The organism is Cellulomonas humilata (assembly GCF_030814415.1).
Lineage (GTDB): Bacteria > Actinomycetota > Actinomycetes > Actinomycetales > Cellulomonadaceae > Cellulomonas > Cellulomonas humilata_A.
In genome coordinates, this window is record NZ_JAUSVB010000003.1 from 241,659 (window position 1) to 258,212 (window position 16,554).

Below are 16,554 nucleotides of genomic sequence, written 5' to 3' on the forward strand. Positions count from 1 at the left end.
GTCGTGACTGAGAGTCCCTCGGGCGACGTGCAGCTGGTCGCCGACGCCGTCACCTACGGCTACCCCGGGCACCCTGTGCTGGACCGGGTCGACCTCGTCGTCAGTGCGGGGGACCGGGTGGGCGTCGTCGGCGAGAACGGCGCGGGCAAGACCACGTTGCTGCGGGTGCTCGCGGGCGAGCTGGCACCGCAGACCGGCGAGGTGCGCCGGACCGGCACGCTGGCGTCGGTCGAGCAGGAGCTCGACGCACCCGGCGGCGCGACCATCGGAACGTTCGTCGCGGAGGCCCTCGGCGGCATCCGCGCGGCGGCCGGTGAGCTGGAGGCGGCCATCGCAGGCTTCAACCACGAGTCCGGCGACCTCGCGCGCCTGACCGCGGCCGTCAGCCGGTACGAGCACCTGGCGGCCTGGGACGCCGACCGGCGGGTCGACGAGGCGCTCACGCGGTTCGGTGCGCCGCGGGACCCGGACCGCCGGCTCGACCAGCTGAGCGTCGGCGAGCGCTACCGCGTGCGCCTGGCCTGCCGGATCGGGGAGCGCGCGGACCTGCTGCTGCTCGACGAGCCCACCAACCACCTCGACGCGGCCGGCATCGACTACCTGACGGCCCGCCTGCGGGAGTGGCCGGGCGCGGTGGTCATCGTGACGCACGACCGGCGCCTGCTCGACGACGTGATGACCGCGATCCTCGACCTGGACCCCGCCATGGACGGCCGCCCGGCGCTGTACGGCGCCACGCGGTACTCCGACTACCGGTTCCTCAAGAGCCAGATGGTCCGCCGGTGGCAGGCGCGGTACCGGGCCGAGCGCAAGCGCGCGCTGGAGCTGGCGGAGCGGCTGGACTCGACGTACGAGAACCTCTCCGACGAGTGGCGCCCGCCCAAGGGCTCGCAGAAGCACCGCCGGGCCACCCGGGCGCGCGGGCACGTGAAGGCCGCCGACCGGCTGATCCAGAAGCTCGACGCCGAGGCCGTCGAGGTGCCCACCCCGCCGCTCGTCCTGACGTTCCCCGACCTGCCGTCCCTGCCCCCCGAGCCGCAGCCGGGTCCGCTGCTGGACCTGCGCGCCCCCCTCGTGCGGGACCGGCTCGACCTGGCCGGGGTCCGGATCGAGGTCCCGGCCTGCGGACGCCTGCTCGTCACCGGCCCCAACGGCTCGGGCAAGTCCACGCTGCTCGCCGCGCTGGCCGGGTCGATCGCGCTCGACCGCGGGGTCCGCTCCATCGCGCCGGGGGTCCGGCTCGGGGTGCTCGCGCAGGAGGGGCCGACGGAGCACGCCGCGGCCGTCGTCGCCCACCCGCGTGCCGCCGGCACCGCCGAGCAGCTGTCGGGGTTCGACGCCTACGCCCGGCACGCGCTGACGCTCCTGGAGGCCCGGCTGCTCGACCCGGACCAGCTGGTCCCGGTCGCGGCGCTCGGCCTGCTGACGGAGGACGACCTGGACCGGCCGCTGCGTGAGCTGTCGGTCGGTCAGCGCCGACGGTTCGACCTCGCGTGCGCGCTCCTGGCGGCCCCGCACGTGCTGATCCTCGACGAGCCCACCAACCACCTGTCCGTCGGGCTGGTCGACGAGCTCACGGCCGCGCTGCGCGCCACGTCGGCCGCCGTCGTCGTCGCCACGCACGACCGCCGGATGCGCGCGGACCTGGCGGACTGGCCCGAGCTCAGTCTCTGACGGGCTTGGGCACGGGTGGCAGGACCCGTTCGAGCGCCAGCACCGCGAACGCCAGGGCGAGGAGGATGACCGCCACGATGCCCGTGCGCACGAGGGCCGACTGGAGCCCGATCTCGGAGACGTCGAGGAACGGGTACGGGTACCAGTCGACGATCGCGCCCCGGATGAACGTGTACGCGATCCAGCCGAGCGGGTAGACCAGCGACCAGCCGACCACGGCGGGGGACAGGCGCGGTCGCGGCCCGACGACGAGCCACGCGACGACCGTCCCGACGGGCACGATCGTGTGCAGCATGAGGTTCGCCAGCGCACCGGACGGCGTCAGCTCCTGCAGCCCGGCGAGCACGGTGTGGTAGACGATGCCCGTCACCGCGATGCAGAGGAGCGCGTCGAGCCGAACGACCGCGAACACCCGTCCGCGGCGGTCCGGCCGCCACGCGAGCATCCCGGCCGCCACGGCGGCCAGGATGTTCGACTGGATCGTGAAGTAGCTGAACAGCCGCACCAGCCGCGTCCCGACGTCGTCGGACGTCAGCGCCCGCACGAGCTCCAACGACAACCCCACGACAGCCGCGACCAGGACGACGATGTGCAGGGTGCGGGCGAGCAGGTAGCGCGGCTGGGGTTCGCTCATGGGAGCCGGCCGACGTGCCCCATCGCCTGCCGCAGGAGCAGTCCCTGGCCACCGTTCATCTCGAACTGGATCTGCTGCGCGCACGCCTCCTCGGGCGTCATCCACGCGAGGTCGATCGCGTCCTGCTGCGGCCGGCAGTCCCCGAGGACGGGCACCACGTAGGCGAGCGACACCGCGTGCTGGCGGGGGTCGTGGTACGGCGTGACACCGGGCGTCGGGAAGTACTCCGCGACCGTGAACGGCTGCGGCGACGCGGGGATCTGCGGCAGGGCGACCGGCCCGAGGTCCTTCTCGATGTGCCGCAGCAGCGCGTCGCGCACCCGCTCGTGGTACATCACGCGGCCACTGACCAGCGCGCGGGACATGACACCCTCCTGCGTGACCCGCAGCAGCAGACCGACCTGGACGACGTCGCCCGAGTCGTCCACGCGCACGGGGATGGCGTCCACGTAGAGGATGGGCAGCTGGGTGCGGGCGCGGGTGATCTCGTCGGCACTCAACCAGCCGGCGGGACGTTCGGGGCCGCGAGGGAACTCGGCGGATGCGGTCACCCACCATGTCTACCGCCCCGCCGGTGCTGACGTCGGCCCCGGCGCGCGGATCACCCCCCGCCGAGGTGTGCGTCGCGACACCCTCGGGAATAGTCGTCGGTGGCTGCGCGCTCTATCTGGCGGTAACCGAGCACTGGAGGAAACTCATGGCGACGACAGAGCTGACCGGCAGCACGATCGGCCAGACCATCAAGGACAACGAGATCGTCCTTGTCGACTTCTGGGCGGAGTGGTGTGGGCCGTGCAAGCGTTTCGGCCCGGTCTTCGAGGACTCCTCGGAGAACCACCCGGACGTCGTGCACGCGAAGGTCGACACCGAGGCCGAGCAGGAGCTGGCCGCCGAGCTGCAGATCTTCTCGATCCCGACCCTGATGGCGTTCCGCGACGGGATCCTGGTGTTCAACCAGGCCGGCGCGCTGCCCGCCCCCGCGCTGGAGCAGGTGGTCGAGGCCGTCAAGGCGCTCGACATGGACGAGGTCCGCGAGAAGATCGCCGCGGCCGCCAGCACGGACGCCTGACCGCACGCCAGAAGGGCCGGCCCCCGCACGGGGCCGGCCCTTCCGTGTGCGTGCTCGGTTACCGCTGGAGGGTCAGCAGGCCGGGCCGGTAGGGCAGCAGGCCGTAGTCCCCGCCGGAGCTGGGCGAGCGACCCTGGTAGAGCAGCTGCAGGTTGCAGGGGTCGATGGTCATGGTCTGGTCGGCACTCGTGCGGATGAGCTCACCGTGGCTGATGTCGTTCGTCCACGTCGCACCGCTGTTGGCCTTGCCCGCGAACGGGTTGCTCTCGGACGCGGCCTGCGGTGTCCACGAGCCGGAGAGGCTGGTGGCGGTGAACGAGCGGAAGTACCGGCCGTTGCTGCCGATGGCTTCCACGATCATCAGGTACTGGTTGCGGTCCTTGACCTTGTAGACCTGCGGCGCCTCGAACAGGTTGTTCGTGGTGTCGGTCATGATGGTCGTGTAGGACGAGCCGAAGTTGCCCGGGAAGTTCCCGATCGGCATGCTCGCGCGGTAGATCCGCCCGTTGTCGCCGGCGAAGAACAGGTACATGTTCGAGCCGTCAGCGATGAGGGCCTGGTCGATCGGACCGGTCCCGGAGTTGGTGATGCTGCCGGTGAACAGGGTCTGGGCCGAGGACCACCCGTTGGGGTTGGTCGGGTCGCTGGAGGTCTTGTAGGAGAACGCCCCGTTGCCGCCCCACTGGTAGGCCAGGACCCAGATGTTCTTCGGTGCGAAGTAGAACAGCGACGGTGCCACGGTCCCGGAGGACATGGCGTTCTGCGACGCGGAGCCCAGCTCGGAGAAGTTGTTCACCAGGCTGAAGTTCATCGAGCCCCACGACGAGCCGTTGTCGTGCGTCGTGGCGTAGACGAGCTGCTTGCCGTTGTACGGGGCCGTCGTGAAGTCCTTGAGCGAGACCCAGCCCGACCGCGGAGTCGCGAGCGAACCCGTGGAGCTCCACCGGTAGCTCGACGGCAGGGCGCACCCACCGGTCGGCGGTGGTGTCGTGGGGGTGGTGCCGCCGAGGCGGACGAGCTGCCACTGCTGGTTGGTGCCGTTCCAGTCGGCGTACTGGACGATGTTGCCGCCGTCGGCGGTGGAGGCGCCCTGGACCTCGACGGCCTTGCCGCTGTGGCGGGCGATGAGCTGGATGTAGCCGTCGATGTCCTGGATGGAGAACTGCTGGTTGGTGGAGTTGGCGTCGGACCACTGGATGATGGCGGCGCCGTCGGCGGTGGAGCGGCCGGTGACGTCGAGGACCTTGCCGGACAGGCGTGACTTGAGGCGGTAGTAGCCGTTGCCGGAGTCGACGAACTGCCACTGCTGCTGGGCGCCGTCGTTGCGGGACCACTGGGTGATGCGGGCGCCGTCGGCGGTGGACAGGTTGTACACGTCGAGGGCCTTGCCGCTGTTGCGGTTGACCAGCACGTACGACGCGGTGGTGTCGATCGACGCCGCGCTCGCCGACGGCGCCGCGACCACGGCGACAGCGCCGGTGACGGCCACGGTGAGCGCGAGCAGCAGCGCCTGCCAGCGCGGCAGCAGCGTTCCGGGGGTTCTTCTCATGGTTCCCACTCCTTCGGGGGTGTGCGGGGTGGGGCGCCGCACCGGCGCCCCACCCTCGCTACGGGTGTCGGTCAACCGACGCGGACGAGCTGCCACTGCTGGTTGGCACCGTTCCAGCTGCTGTACTGGACGATGTTGGCGCCGTCGGCCGTCGAGGCGCCCTGCACCTCGAGGGCCTTGCCGCTGTTGCGGCTGATCAGCGTGGCGTACCCGTTCGAGATCGTGGCCTGCCACTGCTGGTTGGCCCCGTTGTTGTCGGTCCACTGCACGATCGCGCCACCGTCGGCCGTCGACCTGCCGGAGACGTCCAGGTTCTTGCCGGAGAGCCGGGACCTGATCTCGTAGTACCCGTCGCCGGTGCTGGTGAACTGCCACTGCTGCTGGTTGCCGTCGTTGCGGGACCACTGGGTGATCCGGGCGCCGTCGGCGGTGGACAGGTTGTACACGTCGAGCGCCTTGCCGCTGTTCCGGTTGACCAGCACGTACCAGGCGCCCGTGTCGATCGAGGTCGAGCCGCCACCACCGCCGCCGCCACCGCCTGCGTTGAGGGCGTTCAGGACGGAGGTGTACGCGGCCTTCTTGTTGCCCGAGGAGTCGAAGAGCAGCGGGTTGGCCCCCGTGCGCCAGGAGTCGGAGTCGCGCACGCCCCACACGGTGATGCCGTTGCACCGCGCCACCGCGAGGCAGGCGTTGGTCACGGCGGCGTACATGTTCGCCTGGTTGCCGCCCTGCTGGATGTCGAGCTCGGTGATCTGGACGTCGACACCGAGGTCCGCGAAGCGCTGCAGGTTGGCCTGGAAGTCGCCGGGCATGCTGGTGCCGAGGTGGGCCTGGAAGCCCACGCAGTCGATCGGGACGCCGCGGGACTTGAAGTCGCGGACCATGTTGTAGATGCCGGTGGACTTCGCGTTGATGCCGTCGGTGTTGTAGTCGTTGTAGCAGAGCTTGGCGCCGGGGTCGGCGGCGCGGGCGGCACGGAACGCGGCCTCGATCCAGTCGTTGCCGGTGCGCTGCAGGCTCGAGTCGCGGCGGCTGCCGCGCCCGTCGTCGGCGAAGGCCTCGTTGACCACGTCCCAGGAGTGGATCTTGCCGCGGTAGTACGTGGCGACCTTGGTGACGTGGTTGATGGCGGCGTTGCGCAGGGCGCTGCCGGACAGGTTCTGGGCCCAGCCGGGCATCTGCGCGTGCCACAGGAGCGCGTGGCCGCGGACCTGCTTGCCATTGCTGCGGGCCCAGTTGGCGATCTGGTCGCCGCGGCTGTAGCTGAAGGAGTTCTGGTTCGGCTCGGTCGCGTCCCACTTCATCTCGTTCTCCGCCGTGATCATGTTGAACTCACGGTTCGCGATCCCGATGTACGTCGAGTCGCTCATCCTCCCGGCCGCGATCGCCGTACCGAAGTAGCGACCCTTCTCTGCCGCCGACGCACCGAGCGTCGAGGCTGCCTGCGCCGGGTTCGCCAGAGCGACGAGCATGGTCAGGACCAGTCCGGTGACGGCGACGAGCGCCGCTGCTTGTCGCCTCCATCCGTGGCGGTGGATCTGTTCGGGCGTGGTGCGCATGATGACTCGCTCTCTGTCGGGGACCACGCGGGGGTCGCGTGGTCGACGGTGATCGGGCGACACCCCTGTCAGGGCGTGGTGAGGTCGAAGCTGCGGACCGTCACGGCTCCGCCGAGCGCCTGCGTGGCGTAGTTGAAGATCCCGAACCGGTAGCCCATGAAGAACTCCCACGCGTTGTTCAGCGTGAACGTCGGCCCGAGGGGGACGAACGTCGTCCCGTCGGTGCTGTACGAGAACGTCGCCGTCCGGCCGGAGCCCGGCCGGATGTCCGCCGTCGCCCGCAGCCAGATCCGCCCGCCGGACACGGCCGCCGACGCACGCTCGACCCCGGTGCCCGTGGTCGCCCACGAGCTGTTCATCGTGAGTCCGTCGGTCATCACCACGCGGGTGGTGCCGTTGTTCTTGACCACCCCGACCCAGGCCGACGACTGCCGGAGCATCGCCAGTCCCGACCGGTCGCCGTTGGCCATCGCGGAGTAGTCGAGCTCGATCGTCGCCGTCGACGTCGGGCCCTGGATGCGGTGCGTCAGCGTGTTGCGCGCGTTGTAGAGGTCGTTGGTCACGGTGGCGGTCTGGAGCCGCAGGCCGTTGTTGACGCTGAACCGGGAGGTGTCCGGGTTGTGGTTCCACTCCCACCGCTGGCCCAGCGTGGTTCCGGCGAACGAGTCCTTCCCGATCATCGAGGCGACCGTCTTGGTGGTCGTGATGTTCGGCCGGTTGTACGTGGTGCCCCAGCGGCCGTTGACCGTCTGCAGGGTCGGCCAGCCGTCGGAGGTCCACCTGATCGGCGCGAGCGTCGGGACGCGGCCGCCCGGGTAGGCGTCGGTGAACGCCATGTACCACCAGTCACCGGCCTGCGTCTGGACGAGGCCGCCCTGGTGCGGCACGCCGCCGCCGGAGATCGGACCGGGCAGGTTGAGCAGCACCTCCCGCATCTCGTACGGGCCGAACGGCGAGCTGGAGCGCAGCACGTACTGGCCGTTCGCCGGCCGCGTGAGCCAGATGTAGTAGTAGCCGTTGCGCTTGTAGAACCGGGCGCCCTCCAGGGTGCCGACGCTGGACGGCGTCTGGAACACCTGCTGGGCGCGCACCTGGGCGGTGCCGTCGGCGTTGAGCTGCGCGACGCTGATCGTGCCGTTGCCGTAGGCGACGTACATCGTGTCGTTGTCGTCGACCAGCAGGCCCGCGTCGTAGTAGCACTGGTTGAGCCGCGCCTTCTTGGTCCACGTGCCGTCGACCGCCGACGCCGTGTAGACGTACGTGCGGTTGAACTCCGTGCAGCCCAGCCAGTAGTACGTGCGGTTGCTCGGGCGGTACCCCAGCGTGGAGGCCCAGATGCCCTTGACGTACTTGCGGCCGCCGTTGAGGTCGTAGCCGTTGTCGTCGAAGTCGAGGCGCGGCACGGAGTGGCCCGCGTACTCCCAGTTCACCAGGTCGTACGAGCGCAGGATGGGGGCGCCGGGGGAGTAGTGCATCGTCGACGCGGAGTAGTAGTAGGCGTCGCCGACGCGGATGATGTCGCCGTCGGCGAAGTCCTGCCAGACGACCGGGTTGGTGAACGTCCCGCTGGGCGGTGGTGTCGTGGGGGTGGTGCCGCCGAGGCGGACGAGCTGCCACTGCTGGTTGGTGCCGTTCCAGTCGGCGTACTGGACGATGTTGCCGCCGTCGGCGGTGGAGGCGCCCTGGACCTCGACGGCCTTGCCGCTGTGGCGGGCGATGAGCTGGATGTAGCCGTCGATGTCCTGGATGGAGAACTGCTGGTTGGTGGAGTTGGCGTCGGACCACTGGATGATGGCGGCGCCGTCGGCGGTGGAGCGGCCGGTGACGTCGAGGACCTTGCCGGACAGGCGTGACTTGAGGCGGTAGTAGCCGTTGCCGGAGTCGACGAACTGCCACTGCTGCTGGGCGCCGTCGTTGCGGGACCACTGGGTGATGCGGGCGCCGTCAGCGGTGGACAGGTTGTACACGTCGAGGGCCTTGCCGCTGTTGCGGTTGACCAGCACGTACGACGCGGTGGTGTCGATCGACGCCGCGCTCGCCGACGGCGCCGCGACCACGACCATGGCCAGCAGCAGGCCGGCGATCGCCAGCGCGGATGCAGCGACGGACTTCCTCATCGTTCGCTCCTTCGCGTCGTGTCCCGCGAGCTGGGCCGGTACGCCGATCGCCCCGGTGCCGTGTCGTCGTCGATACGGCGGGGCGCAGATGTTAGCGCTCACATCTGCCTGGCCGGCCACGCTCGGAAGAGGTGGTTCGCCGGAAAAGTAGCGAGATCTACACCGGTGTACAACGCTTTCCGGGTACCCGGAACGTTTAGGTCTGCACACACAGAAGCTCCCGGCAGGATCACGTCCTGCCGGGAGCTGTCCGGACTGCGAGGCATGGTCGGCCTACGACCATCGTGTGCGGGAGACGGGATTTGAACCCGCACGCCCTTTCGAGCACCAGGACCTAAACCTGGCGTGGCTGCCGTTTCACCACTCCCGCGCAGCGGAAGTTTCCCACAGGCTCACGCGACCTTGAGGTCCCGACGCAGCTTGGCGACGTGCCCGGTGGCCTTGACGTTGTACTGCGCGAGCTCGACGCGACCCTCGGCGTCGACGACGACGGTCGAGCGGATCACCCCGGTGACGGTCTTGCCGTAGTTGAGCTTCTCGCCCCAGGCGCCCCACGCCTCGAGCACGGCGTGGTCCGGGTCGGAGCCCAGCGGGAACGTCAGGTGCTCCTGCTCGACGAATGCGGCGAGCTTGTCGACGGTATCCGGGGAGACGCCGACGACGGCGAACCCGGCACCCTGCAGCGACGCGAGCGAGTCGCGGAAGTCGCACGCCTGCGTGGTGCACCCGGGGGTCATCGCGGCCGGGTAGAAGTACACGATGACCCGGCGTCCACGCAGGTCGGACAGCGTGACGGTGCTGCCGTCGGCGGTCGGCAGCGTGAAGTCGGGGGCAAGGTCGCCGACGGCGAGACGGGGCACGTGATCTCCTGGGACGAGGTGGTCGGGGATGCGGTCAGCCTATGTCGCACGGGTACCGTCGGACGCGTGAGCGACCTCCCGATCCGCATGCTGAACGACCGTCTGCTCGTCTCGCTCGACGGCGAGGCGGGGGAGCGGCGATCGTCCGCGGGCATCGTCATCCCGGCCACGGCCGTCGTCGGCAAGCGCCTCACCTGGGGTGCCGTCGTGGCCGCCGGCCAGCACGTCCGGCAGGTCGAGGTGGGCGACCGCGTGCTGTTCGACCCGGAGGACCGCGCCGAGGTCGAGCTCGCCGGGGCGACGTACGTCCTGCTGCGCGAGAAGGATGTGCACGCAGTCGCCGAGCCGCGCGGGACGGGCGAGGGAACCGGTCTGTACCTCTGATCGTTCATCCACGCGACGCCCACCGGACGCGGCGTCGGCCTTGACGCCTTGCACCGCGTGGGACGTGGTGGTGGCATGAGCACGGGGGACATCGTTCCCAGGGAGATCACGATGACTGAGCACGACAGCACCCCGGTACCTGCCGAGGAGACCCAGGCCGTCCGCGACCTGCTCGCCGAGCACGTCCCGCTCGCCCTGATCGTGGACCTGGCGACCCCCGAGGCGACGTCGACCGAGATCCTCGAGTCCGAGGGCCTGCCCGACGAGGCGTGGTGGGAGCAGGACAAGAAGACGGCTGACGGCGAGAGCGCCGGCGGCACTGCGTGACGGTCGTCACGACGGCCGTTCTCGATTGGCAGATCGGGCGTCCGGCCTGCTAGCGTTCTCAACCGCGCGCCATTAGCTCAATTGGCAGAGCAGCTGACTCTTAATCAGCGGGTTCGGGGTTCGAGTCCCTGATGGCGCACCACCCGGAGGGCCTCCCACCAGCGGAAACGTTGGGGGAGGCCCTTCGTCGTATCCCCGTGCTGCGCCCGTGCGAGGACCGGGACACGATAGGCCTCGGTCCCCGGTCGTCCGCCGGGGAGGTGCCTGTGGGTCGAAGGGGTCGATGATGGGTCGCGAGTTCGACGTCGTGGTGATCGGCGGCGGTGCCGTGGGGGAGAACGTCGCCGACCGGGCCGGTCGGAGCGGGTTGAGCGTCGCGCTCGTCGAGGACGCGCTGGTCGGGGGCGAGTGCTCGTACTGGGCCTGCATGCCGTCGAAGGCGCTCCTGCGGCCCGGCGCGGCGCTCGCGGCCGCCCGCGGCGTGCCGGGGGCTGCCGCGGCCGTCACCGGAGACGTCGACGTCGCGGCCGCCTTCGCACGTCGGGACGTGGTGACTCACCAGTGGGACGACAGCTCGCAGGTCGGTTGGGTGGAGAGCACGGGGATCACGCTGCTGCGGGGTCACGCGCGCTTCACCGGAGAGCGTTCGCTGTCGGTCGACGGTGCGGACGGGCCCGTGCAGGTGACGGCCCGGCACGCGGTCGTCGTCGCGACCGGGTCGGCTGCCGTCGTCCCGCCCGTCGACGGTCTGGCCGAGGTGCGGCCCTGGACCAGCCGCGAGGCGACCTCCGCCCAGCAGGTCCCGGCGCGGCTGGCCGTCCTCGGAGGCGGGGTGGTCGGTGTCGAGATGGCGACGGCGTTCGCGGACTTCGGCAGTGCGGTGACGCTCGTCGTGCGCGGCGACCGGCTGCTGGCCAACGCGGAGCCGTTCGCCGGCGAGGCGGTCGCCGCGGCGCTGACGGACCTCGGCGTGACCGTGCTGTTCGGCACCGAGGCCCAGTCGGTGCGGCGTGAGGCGGACGGCGTGCACCTGTCGACCGGCACCGGTGCTGACCTCGTGGTCGACGAGGTGCTGGTCGCGACCGGCCGCCGACCGCGGACCTCGGACCTGGGCCTGGAGACGCTCGGGCTCCAGCCCGGCAAGCCCCTGACCGTGGACGACGCGCTCCAGGTCACCGGTGCCGACGGCGGCTGGCTGTTCGCGGTCGGAGACGTGTCCGGGCGGACGGCGACCACCCACCAGGGCAAGTACGACGCCCGCGTGGTGGGCGACGTCATCGCGGCCCGCTTCGACCCGCGGTCCTCCGCCGCGGACTCACCGGAGGGCGCGACCGCCGGTGATCGCTCCCTCGACGCCGACGCCGAGCGCGCCGCAGCCCCGTGGAGCCGGTACCGGGCCACCGCGGACGCCGCCGCCGTGCCGCAGGTCGTGTTCACGCGGCCCGAGGTCGCGTGGGTCGGGCTGAGCGAGGAGGGTGCGCGGAAGAAGGGCCTCGACGTGCGCGTCGTCGGGTACGACCTCGAGAACGTCGCCGGTGCGACGGTGCACGCGGAGGACTACGCGGGGCGCGCGCAGATCGTCCTCGACGAGGCGCGCGGCGTGATCGTCGGCGCCACGTTCGTCGGGCCCGAGGTGGCGGAGATGCTGCACGCCGCGACGATCGCCGTCGTCGGTGAGGTCCCGCTGGACCGGCTCTGGCACGCGGTCCCGTCGTACCCGACCGTGAGCGAGGTCTGGCTCCGCCTGCTGGAGACCGCAGGACTCTGAGCGTGACGAAGGGGCGGACCCGGACGGGTCCGCCCCTTCGTCGTCACTCTCAGCTGTCGGCGGCGAGGGACCCGTCGCTCGACAGCACCAGACCGATGGCCGCCTCACCCTGACGCACGGCCTGGCCGATCAGACCGAAGTCGTACGACTGGAAGTCGGCGAACTCGATGCCGTACGTGTCCTCGAGACCGAGCTGGCAGAACGGGCGCTCGGGGCACTCGGCCGGACCCGCCAGGACCAGACCACCGCAGTTGGCCGCGAGGTCGCTGAGGGTGGTGAGGTCGTGCTCCGCCGCGAACTCGCTGGTCACGGCGAACGCGTTCTGGTCCTGCGCCGGGGACGCTGCGCCGACGGTCAGGCCGGCGGCCTCGGCGAGCGGGGTCAGTGCGGCCACGGTCTCGTCGACGTCCGCCGACGCCACCGACTCGGCGTCGGCGCCGTTCTGCTGCGCGTTGAGGAAGTTCGTGAGCGTCGCCGCATACTCCGGGACCGCGGTGAGCGTGCCGTCTGCGAGCGGCGGGAGGTAGGTCTCGCGGTTGCCGATCGTCCGGACCTCGACGGTGTAGCCGCCGGTCCGCAGCACGGCCGCGTAGATCTCCGCGAGCGTGGCGCTCTCAGAGAAGTTCGCGGCGCCGATGACCAGCGGCGCACCTGCGCCGACCGCGCCGTCCTCGGCTGCCAGACCCTCGGTGGAGACGAACTCCTCCGCCACGTCGCTCGACGTCCGCCGGTCGATGTCGACGGCCTTGTTGAGCTCGATGAGCTTCTCGGTGTCGAGTGCGGCGGACACCGTGTCCAGCAGCTCGATGACGGCCGGGTTCGCCTCCGCGGCGGCTTTGTTCACCGCGGGGATGATGTTGTCCGCTTGCTGCAGGCCCTTGTCGTCCTCGAGGACGACGAGCTTCTCGCCCGCGATCGGGTCGCAGGTGGCCAGGCCGGACGTGCCGGACGACGTCGGGTCGGCCTCGCCTCCGCCCGAGCCGGGGCTGCCACAGGCGCCGAGCGCCAGCGTGGCGATGGCGACCAGGGTCAGGGTGGTGGAGCGTCTCGCTCGCATCGTGCTCTCCTCGTGGAGTCGGCAGAGGGTGGTCCAGGTGACGGCAGAAACGGCCGCCGGAGGATGTCAGGCCGAAGAACCCGACCTATTCGATCCGCTTGTCGGAGCCTCGGCAAGCGCTGAGGACGTGATCTGCGCCCGTTTTGCGCGCCGCGACGGCGTGTCGGAGGTGTCCCGTGCGAGCGCCCGCAGCCCTCGTGGCGTCAGCAGGTGCTGGGCGATCGCGAGCAGCCCCTCGGAGACCAGGCACAGCGCGGCGACCAGGATGCCGCCGGCGAGCACCTGCCCGTAGTCCTGCGTCCCGAAGCCGGTGACGACGATCGTGCCGAGGCTGCGACCGCCGACGAGCGCCGCGAGCGGGACGGTCGCGAGCACCTGCACGGACGCGGTGCGGATGCCGGCGGCGATCAGCGGGACCGCGAGCGGGACCTCCACCGCCCACAGGCTGCGCCGCCCCGACATCCCCACGCCGCGCGCCGCGTCGCGGATGTCGGCGTCGACCTCGCCGAGGCCGGTCACGGTGTTGGTGAGCAGGGGTGGGACCGCGAACACGGCGCACGCGAGCACCGTCGCGGTGTTGCCGAACAGTCCGCTCGCGGCGAGCAGGGTGAGCAGCGCGAGCGTCGGCAGGGCACGCGTGGTGTTGGCGACGACGACGCCGGCGGTCGCGCCCCGGCGACGGTGGCCGAGCCAGAGGCCTGTCGGCAAGGCGACGACGGCGGCCAGCAGGACGGCCAGGAACGACACGATGATGTGGTCGCGCGTGAGGGCGATGACGCCGTTGCGACCGGTCCAGTTCAACGGGTCGTTCAGCCACAGGAACGCTTCGTGCAGGACGTCCACGTCACACCGGCCTCTCGACGCGCGCCCACGGGGTGAGCCGGCGGCCGATGCCCGCGAGCACCAGGTCGCACACCAGCGCGAGCAGGAGGCACAGCACCGTCGCCGTCATGATCTCCGCGTGGTAGTTGCTGCGGAAGCCGCGGAACATCAGCTGGCCGAGCCCGCCGTAGCCGACGACGACCCCGACGGTGACCAGCGCGACCGTGGTCACGGTGGCGAGCCGGAGGCCCGCCACGATGCTGGGCAGCGCCTGCGGGAGCTCGACCGCGAGCAGCAGCCGGGCGCGGCCGTAACCCATTCCGCGGGCGGCGTCACGGACCGCCGGGTCCACGCCTTGGAGCCCGACCAGCACGTTCCGGGTCAGGACGAGCAGCGCGTAGGAGACGAGCCCGATGAGAACGGTGGTGCGGCCGATGCCGGTGTACGGCGCGAGGATCGCGAAGAGCGCGAGGGACGGCACCGTGTAGAGGACGCCCGCGACGCCGAGCACCGGACCGGCCAGGCGGGGCCGCAGGTGCGCCAGCGCACCGAGGGGCAGCGCGAGCACGAACGCGATGGCGACAGCCTGGAACGTCAGTGACGCGTGCTGCTCCAGGAAGCGCGCGATGTCCTGGGAGTTGCGCTGGACGTACTCCCACGAGAACCACGGGTTGGGTGGAGCCTCGGCCAGACGCATGGCGTGAAACGTACCCGCGGCCTCCGACACGCGCAGGATCTGCGGGTGTCGGAGGCAGCGACTAGCGTCCTGGAGGTGGCAGACGACCCGGCGATCGCCTTCGAGCACGTCAGCAAGTCCTACGCGTCCGGACGCGGTGGGTCCGGCGCAGCGGTCGACGACCTCAGCCTCGCGGTGCAGCCGCACGAGGTGCTCGTGCTCGTCGGCCCGTCGGGGTGCGGCAAGACGACCACCCTGCGCATGGCGAACCGCCTCGTCGAGCCCACGTCCGGACGCATCCTGCTCCAGGGTGAGGACGTCACGACGGTCGACCCGGTGGGCCTGCGGCGCCGGATGGGCTACGTGATCCAGAACGTCGGGCTCTTCCCGCACCGCACGGTCGCCCAGAACGTCGCCACCGTCCCGGGCCTCGTCGGCTGGGACCGCAAGCGCACGGCCGCCCGGGTCGACGAGCTGCTCGACCTCGTCGGGCTGCCCCCGGACCGGTACGCCCGACGGTTCCCGCACGAGCTGTCCGGTGGCGAGCGCCAGCGGGTCGGAGTCGCCCGGGCGCTGGCCACCGACCCTCCGGTCCTTCTGATGGACGAGCCGTTCGGAGCGGTGGACCCGGTCGGCCGGCGCCGGCTGCAGACCGAGTTCGCGCGGATCCAGCGCACGCTCGGCATCACGGTGATGCTGGTCACGCACGACATCGACGAGGCGGTGCGCATGGCGGACCGCGTGGCGGTGCTCAGCCCCGGCGCGCACATCGAGCAGCTGGCGTCGCCGCTCGACATCGTGGCCCGGCCGGCCACCCCCGCCGTCGCGGATCTCGTCGGGCGCGGGCGCACGGCTCGGCTGCTGGCGCTCGGCCGCCTGGAGCGCGCTGACCTGGACCCCGGCGTGCAGGCAGGGACCGGCGGACCGCCGTTGACCGTCGGCGCCGAGCTGGGGGACGTGCTCTCGGCCCTCGTCGGCGCCGACGGCCCGCTGCCGGTGCAGGACGAGCAGGGCCGCGTCGTCGGCAGCGCGACTCCCGCCTCCGTCGTGCGCGCCCTCGACCGGCTCACCGAGCCCGACGACGAGACGCACGCCACAGACGGCGCCGCGGCCCCCGTCGGTACGCTGCGCACGTGACCACGACGACGGCCCGACTCGCGTTCGCCACCTGTGCCGAGCTGCCCGAGCTCGACCCCGACGACCAGATCCTGCGCGACGCGCTGCTCGAGCGCGGCATCGCCACGGACGCCGTCGTCTGGGACGACCCGACCATCGACTGGGGCACGTACGACCACGTCGTGATCCGCTCCACGTGGGACTACACGGACCGGCCGGCGCAGTTCGCCGACTGGACGCGCCGCGTCGAGCGGACCAGCACGCTGCTCAACCCCGCCTCGGTGGTGGGCTGGAACATCGACAAGACGTACCTGCGGGACCTGGAGAAGGCCGGCCTGCCGATCGTGCCGACCATCTGGCTGGACCCGGAGCGCAACCACGACTCGCGCGCCATCCACACCCGGTTCCCGGCGTTCGGCGACTTCGTCATCAAGCCGACCGTGAGCGCCGGCGCGCGCGACACGGGCCGCTACGACGCCGGGGTCACCCAGCAGCGCTCGCTGGCGATCACGCACGCGAAGAACCTGCTCAGCGTGGGCCGCCGCGTGATGATCCAGCGCTACCTGCGCAAGATCGACACGGTGGGGGAGACGGCGCTGGTCTTCATCGACGGCCAGTTCAGCCACTCCGTCCGCAAGGGCGCCCTGCTCGACGGGCCGTACCGAGAGCAGCAGGCGGACGAGCTGTACCGGCAGGAGATCATGACGGCGCGGGAGGCGAGCGACGCCGAGCGTGAGCTCGGCGAGCGTGTCGTCGCAGCCCTGCCGACGATCGCGCCCGGTGCCGACGGGCCCCTGCTCTACGCCCGGGTCGACCTGATCCCCGACGACGAGGGCAACCCCGTGGTCCTCGAGGTCGAGCTCACCGAGCCGTCCCTGTTCCTCGCGCACGCGGAGGGCTCGGCGGCCCGCGTCGCCGACGCCATCGCCGCTCGGCTCTGAG

16 protein-coding genes and 2 tRNA genes are annotated in these 16,554 nt (G+C 71.2%); 8 read left to right on the forward strand and 10 right to left on the reverse strand.

What is annotated here, in order from left to right; translation table 11 throughout:
• The first annotated feature begins 27 nt into the window (after nucleotides 1-27).
• Nucleotides 28-1,674, forward strand: coding sequence for an ABC-F family ATP-binding cassette domain-containing protein (locus tag J2X26_RS12195; protein WP_368671707.1), 1,647 nt, complete (start codon nucleotides 28-30; stop codon nucleotides 1,672-1,674).
• Here the strand turns inward: J2X26_RS12195 and J2X26_RS12200 are convergent.
• Together J2X26_RS12200 and J2X26_RS12205 are read right to left on the reverse strand one after the other, a co-directional pair.
• A complete protein-coding gene (locus tag J2X26_RS12200; RefSeq protein WP_307492624.1) occupies nucleotides 1,664-2,308 on the reverse strand; it encodes a Pr6Pr family membrane protein in 645 nt (214 codons plus the stop codon). The two genes, J2X26_RS12195 and J2X26_RS12200, sit on opposite strands and share 11 nt — an antisense overlap.
• The gene (locus J2X26_RS12205) at nucleotides 2,305-2,859 is read right to left on the reverse strand and encodes an NUDIX hydrolase family protein (protein WP_307492625.1); all 555 of its coding nucleotides are present in this window, start codon (nucleotides 2,857-2,859) and stop codon (nucleotides 2,305-2,307) included. The genes J2X26_RS12200 and J2X26_RS12205 overlap by 4 nt, the downstream gene beginning before the upstream one ends.
• A 146-nt stretch (nucleotides 2,860-3,005) precedes the next feature.
• On the opposite strand from J2X26_RS12205, the gene trxA reads away from it, so the two are divergent.
• Nucleotides 3,006-3,377 carry a thioredoxin gene (gene trxA / locus J2X26_RS12210; protein WP_056591845.1) on the forward strand — a complete coding sequence of 124 codons (372 nt, stop codon included), beginning with the start codon at nucleotides 3,006-3,008 and terminating at the stop codon, nucleotides 3,375-3,377.
• Nucleotides 3,378-3,435: 58 nt separating this feature from the next.
• Here trxA and J2X26_RS12215 read toward each other — a convergent pair whose 3' ends face one another.
• From J2X26_RS12215 to bcp, 5 genes are all read right to left on the reverse strand, one after another.
• Nucleotides 3,436-4,926, reverse strand: a complete 1,491-nt coding sequence (locus tag J2X26_RS12215) for a non-reducing end alpha-L-arabinofuranosidase family hydrolase (protein ID WP_307492627.1) — start codon at nucleotides 4,924-4,926, stop codon at nucleotides 3,436-3,438.
• A gap of 71 nt (nucleotides 4,927-4,997) precedes the next feature.
• Nucleotides 4,998-6,485 carry an endo-1,4-beta-xylanase gene (locus J2X26_RS12220; RefSeq protein WP_307492628.1) on the reverse strand — a complete coding sequence of 496 codons (1,488 nt, stop codon included), beginning with the start codon at nucleotides 6,483-6,485 and terminating at the stop codon, nucleotides 4,998-5,000.
• Between the two features lie 68 nt (nucleotides 6,486-6,553).
• Nucleotides 6,554-8,602: a family 43 glycosylhydrolase gene (locus tag J2X26_RS12225; RefSeq protein ID WP_307492630.1), complete on the reverse strand. Its 2,049-nt coding sequence runs from the start codon at nucleotides 8,600-8,602 to the stop codon at nucleotides 6,554-6,556.
• Between the two features lie 287 nt (nucleotides 8,603-8,889).
• A tRNA-Leu gene (locus J2X26_RS12230) sits at nucleotides 8,890-8,972 on the reverse strand.
• Between the two features lie 22 nt (nucleotides 8,973-8,994).
• Nucleotides 8,995-9,462, reverse strand: a complete 468-nt coding sequence (gene bcp, locus J2X26_RS12235) for a thioredoxin-dependent thiol peroxidase (RefSeq protein ID WP_307492632.1) — start codon at nucleotides 9,460-9,462, stop codon at nucleotides 8,995-8,997.
• 87 nt (nucleotides 9,463-9,549) lie between these two features.
• On the opposite strand from bcp, the gene J2X26_RS12240 reads away from it, so the two are divergent.
• The 4 genes from J2X26_RS12240 (at nucleotide 9,550) to J2X26_RS12255 (ending at nucleotide 11,941) form a co-directional block, all read left to right on the forward strand.
• Nucleotides 9,550-9,846, forward strand: a complete 297-nt coding sequence (locus J2X26_RS12240) for a GroES family chaperonin (protein ID WP_307493164.1) — start codon at nucleotides 9,550-9,552, stop codon at nucleotides 9,844-9,846.
• Between the two features lie 111 nt (nucleotides 9,847-9,957).
• Nucleotides 9,958-10,173, forward strand: a complete 216-nt coding sequence (locus J2X26_RS12245) for a hypothetical protein (protein WP_307492633.1) — start codon at nucleotides 9,958-9,960, stop codon at nucleotides 10,171-10,173.
• 66 nt (nucleotides 10,174-10,239) lie between these two features.
• Nucleotides 10,240-10,315, forward strand: a tRNA-Lys gene (locus J2X26_RS12250).
• A 141-nt stretch (nucleotides 10,316-10,456) separates the two neighbouring features.
• Entirely contained in the window at nucleotides 10,457-11,941 is a 1,485-nt protein-coding gene (locus tag J2X26_RS12255; RefSeq protein ID WP_439897849.1) for a dihydrolipoyl dehydrogenase family protein, read from the forward strand.
• Nucleotides 11,942-11,990: 49 nt separating this feature from the next.
• Here J2X26_RS12255 and J2X26_RS12260 read toward each other — a convergent pair whose 3' ends face one another.
• The 3 genes from J2X26_RS12260 to J2X26_RS12270 all read right to left on the reverse strand — a co-directional run bounded on the left by J2X26_RS12260 (nucleotide 11,991) and on the right by J2X26_RS12270 (nucleotide 14,517).
• On the reverse strand, nucleotides 11,991-12,998 hold the full coding sequence (locus J2X26_RS12260) for a glycine betaine ABC transporter substrate-binding protein (protein ID WP_307492636.1): 1,008 nt from the start codon (nucleotides 12,996-12,998) through the stop codon (nucleotides 11,991-11,993).
• Between the two features lie 66 nt (nucleotides 12,999-13,064).
• A complete protein-coding gene (locus tag J2X26_RS12265; RefSeq protein WP_307492638.1) occupies nucleotides 13,065-13,841 on the reverse strand; it encodes an ABC transporter permease in 777 nt (258 codons plus the stop codon).
• A gap of 1 nt (nucleotide 13,842) precedes the next feature.
• On the reverse strand, nucleotides 13,843-14,517 hold the full coding sequence (locus J2X26_RS12270; protein WP_307492639.1) for an ABC transporter permease: 675 nt from the start codon (nucleotides 14,515-14,517) through the stop codon (nucleotides 13,843-13,845).
• 75 nt (nucleotides 14,518-14,592) lie between these two features.
• Here J2X26_RS12270 and J2X26_RS12275 point away from each other — a divergent pair, with 75 nt between their 5' ends.
• Complete coding sequence (locus J2X26_RS12275) at nucleotides 14,593-15,633, forward strand: ABC transporter ATP-binding protein (RefSeq protein ID WP_439897850.1); 1,041 nt, start codon at nucleotides 14,593-14,595, stop codon at nucleotides 15,631-15,633.
• Nucleotides 15,630-16,553, forward strand: coding sequence for an ATP-grasp domain-containing protein (locus J2X26_RS12280; protein WP_307492641.1), 924 nt, complete (start codon nucleotides 15,630-15,632; stop codon nucleotides 16,551-16,553). Before J2X26_RS12275 ends, J2X26_RS12280 begins: the two co-directional genes overlap by 4 nt.
• The last annotated feature ends 1 nt before the right edge of the window (nucleotide 16,554 follow it).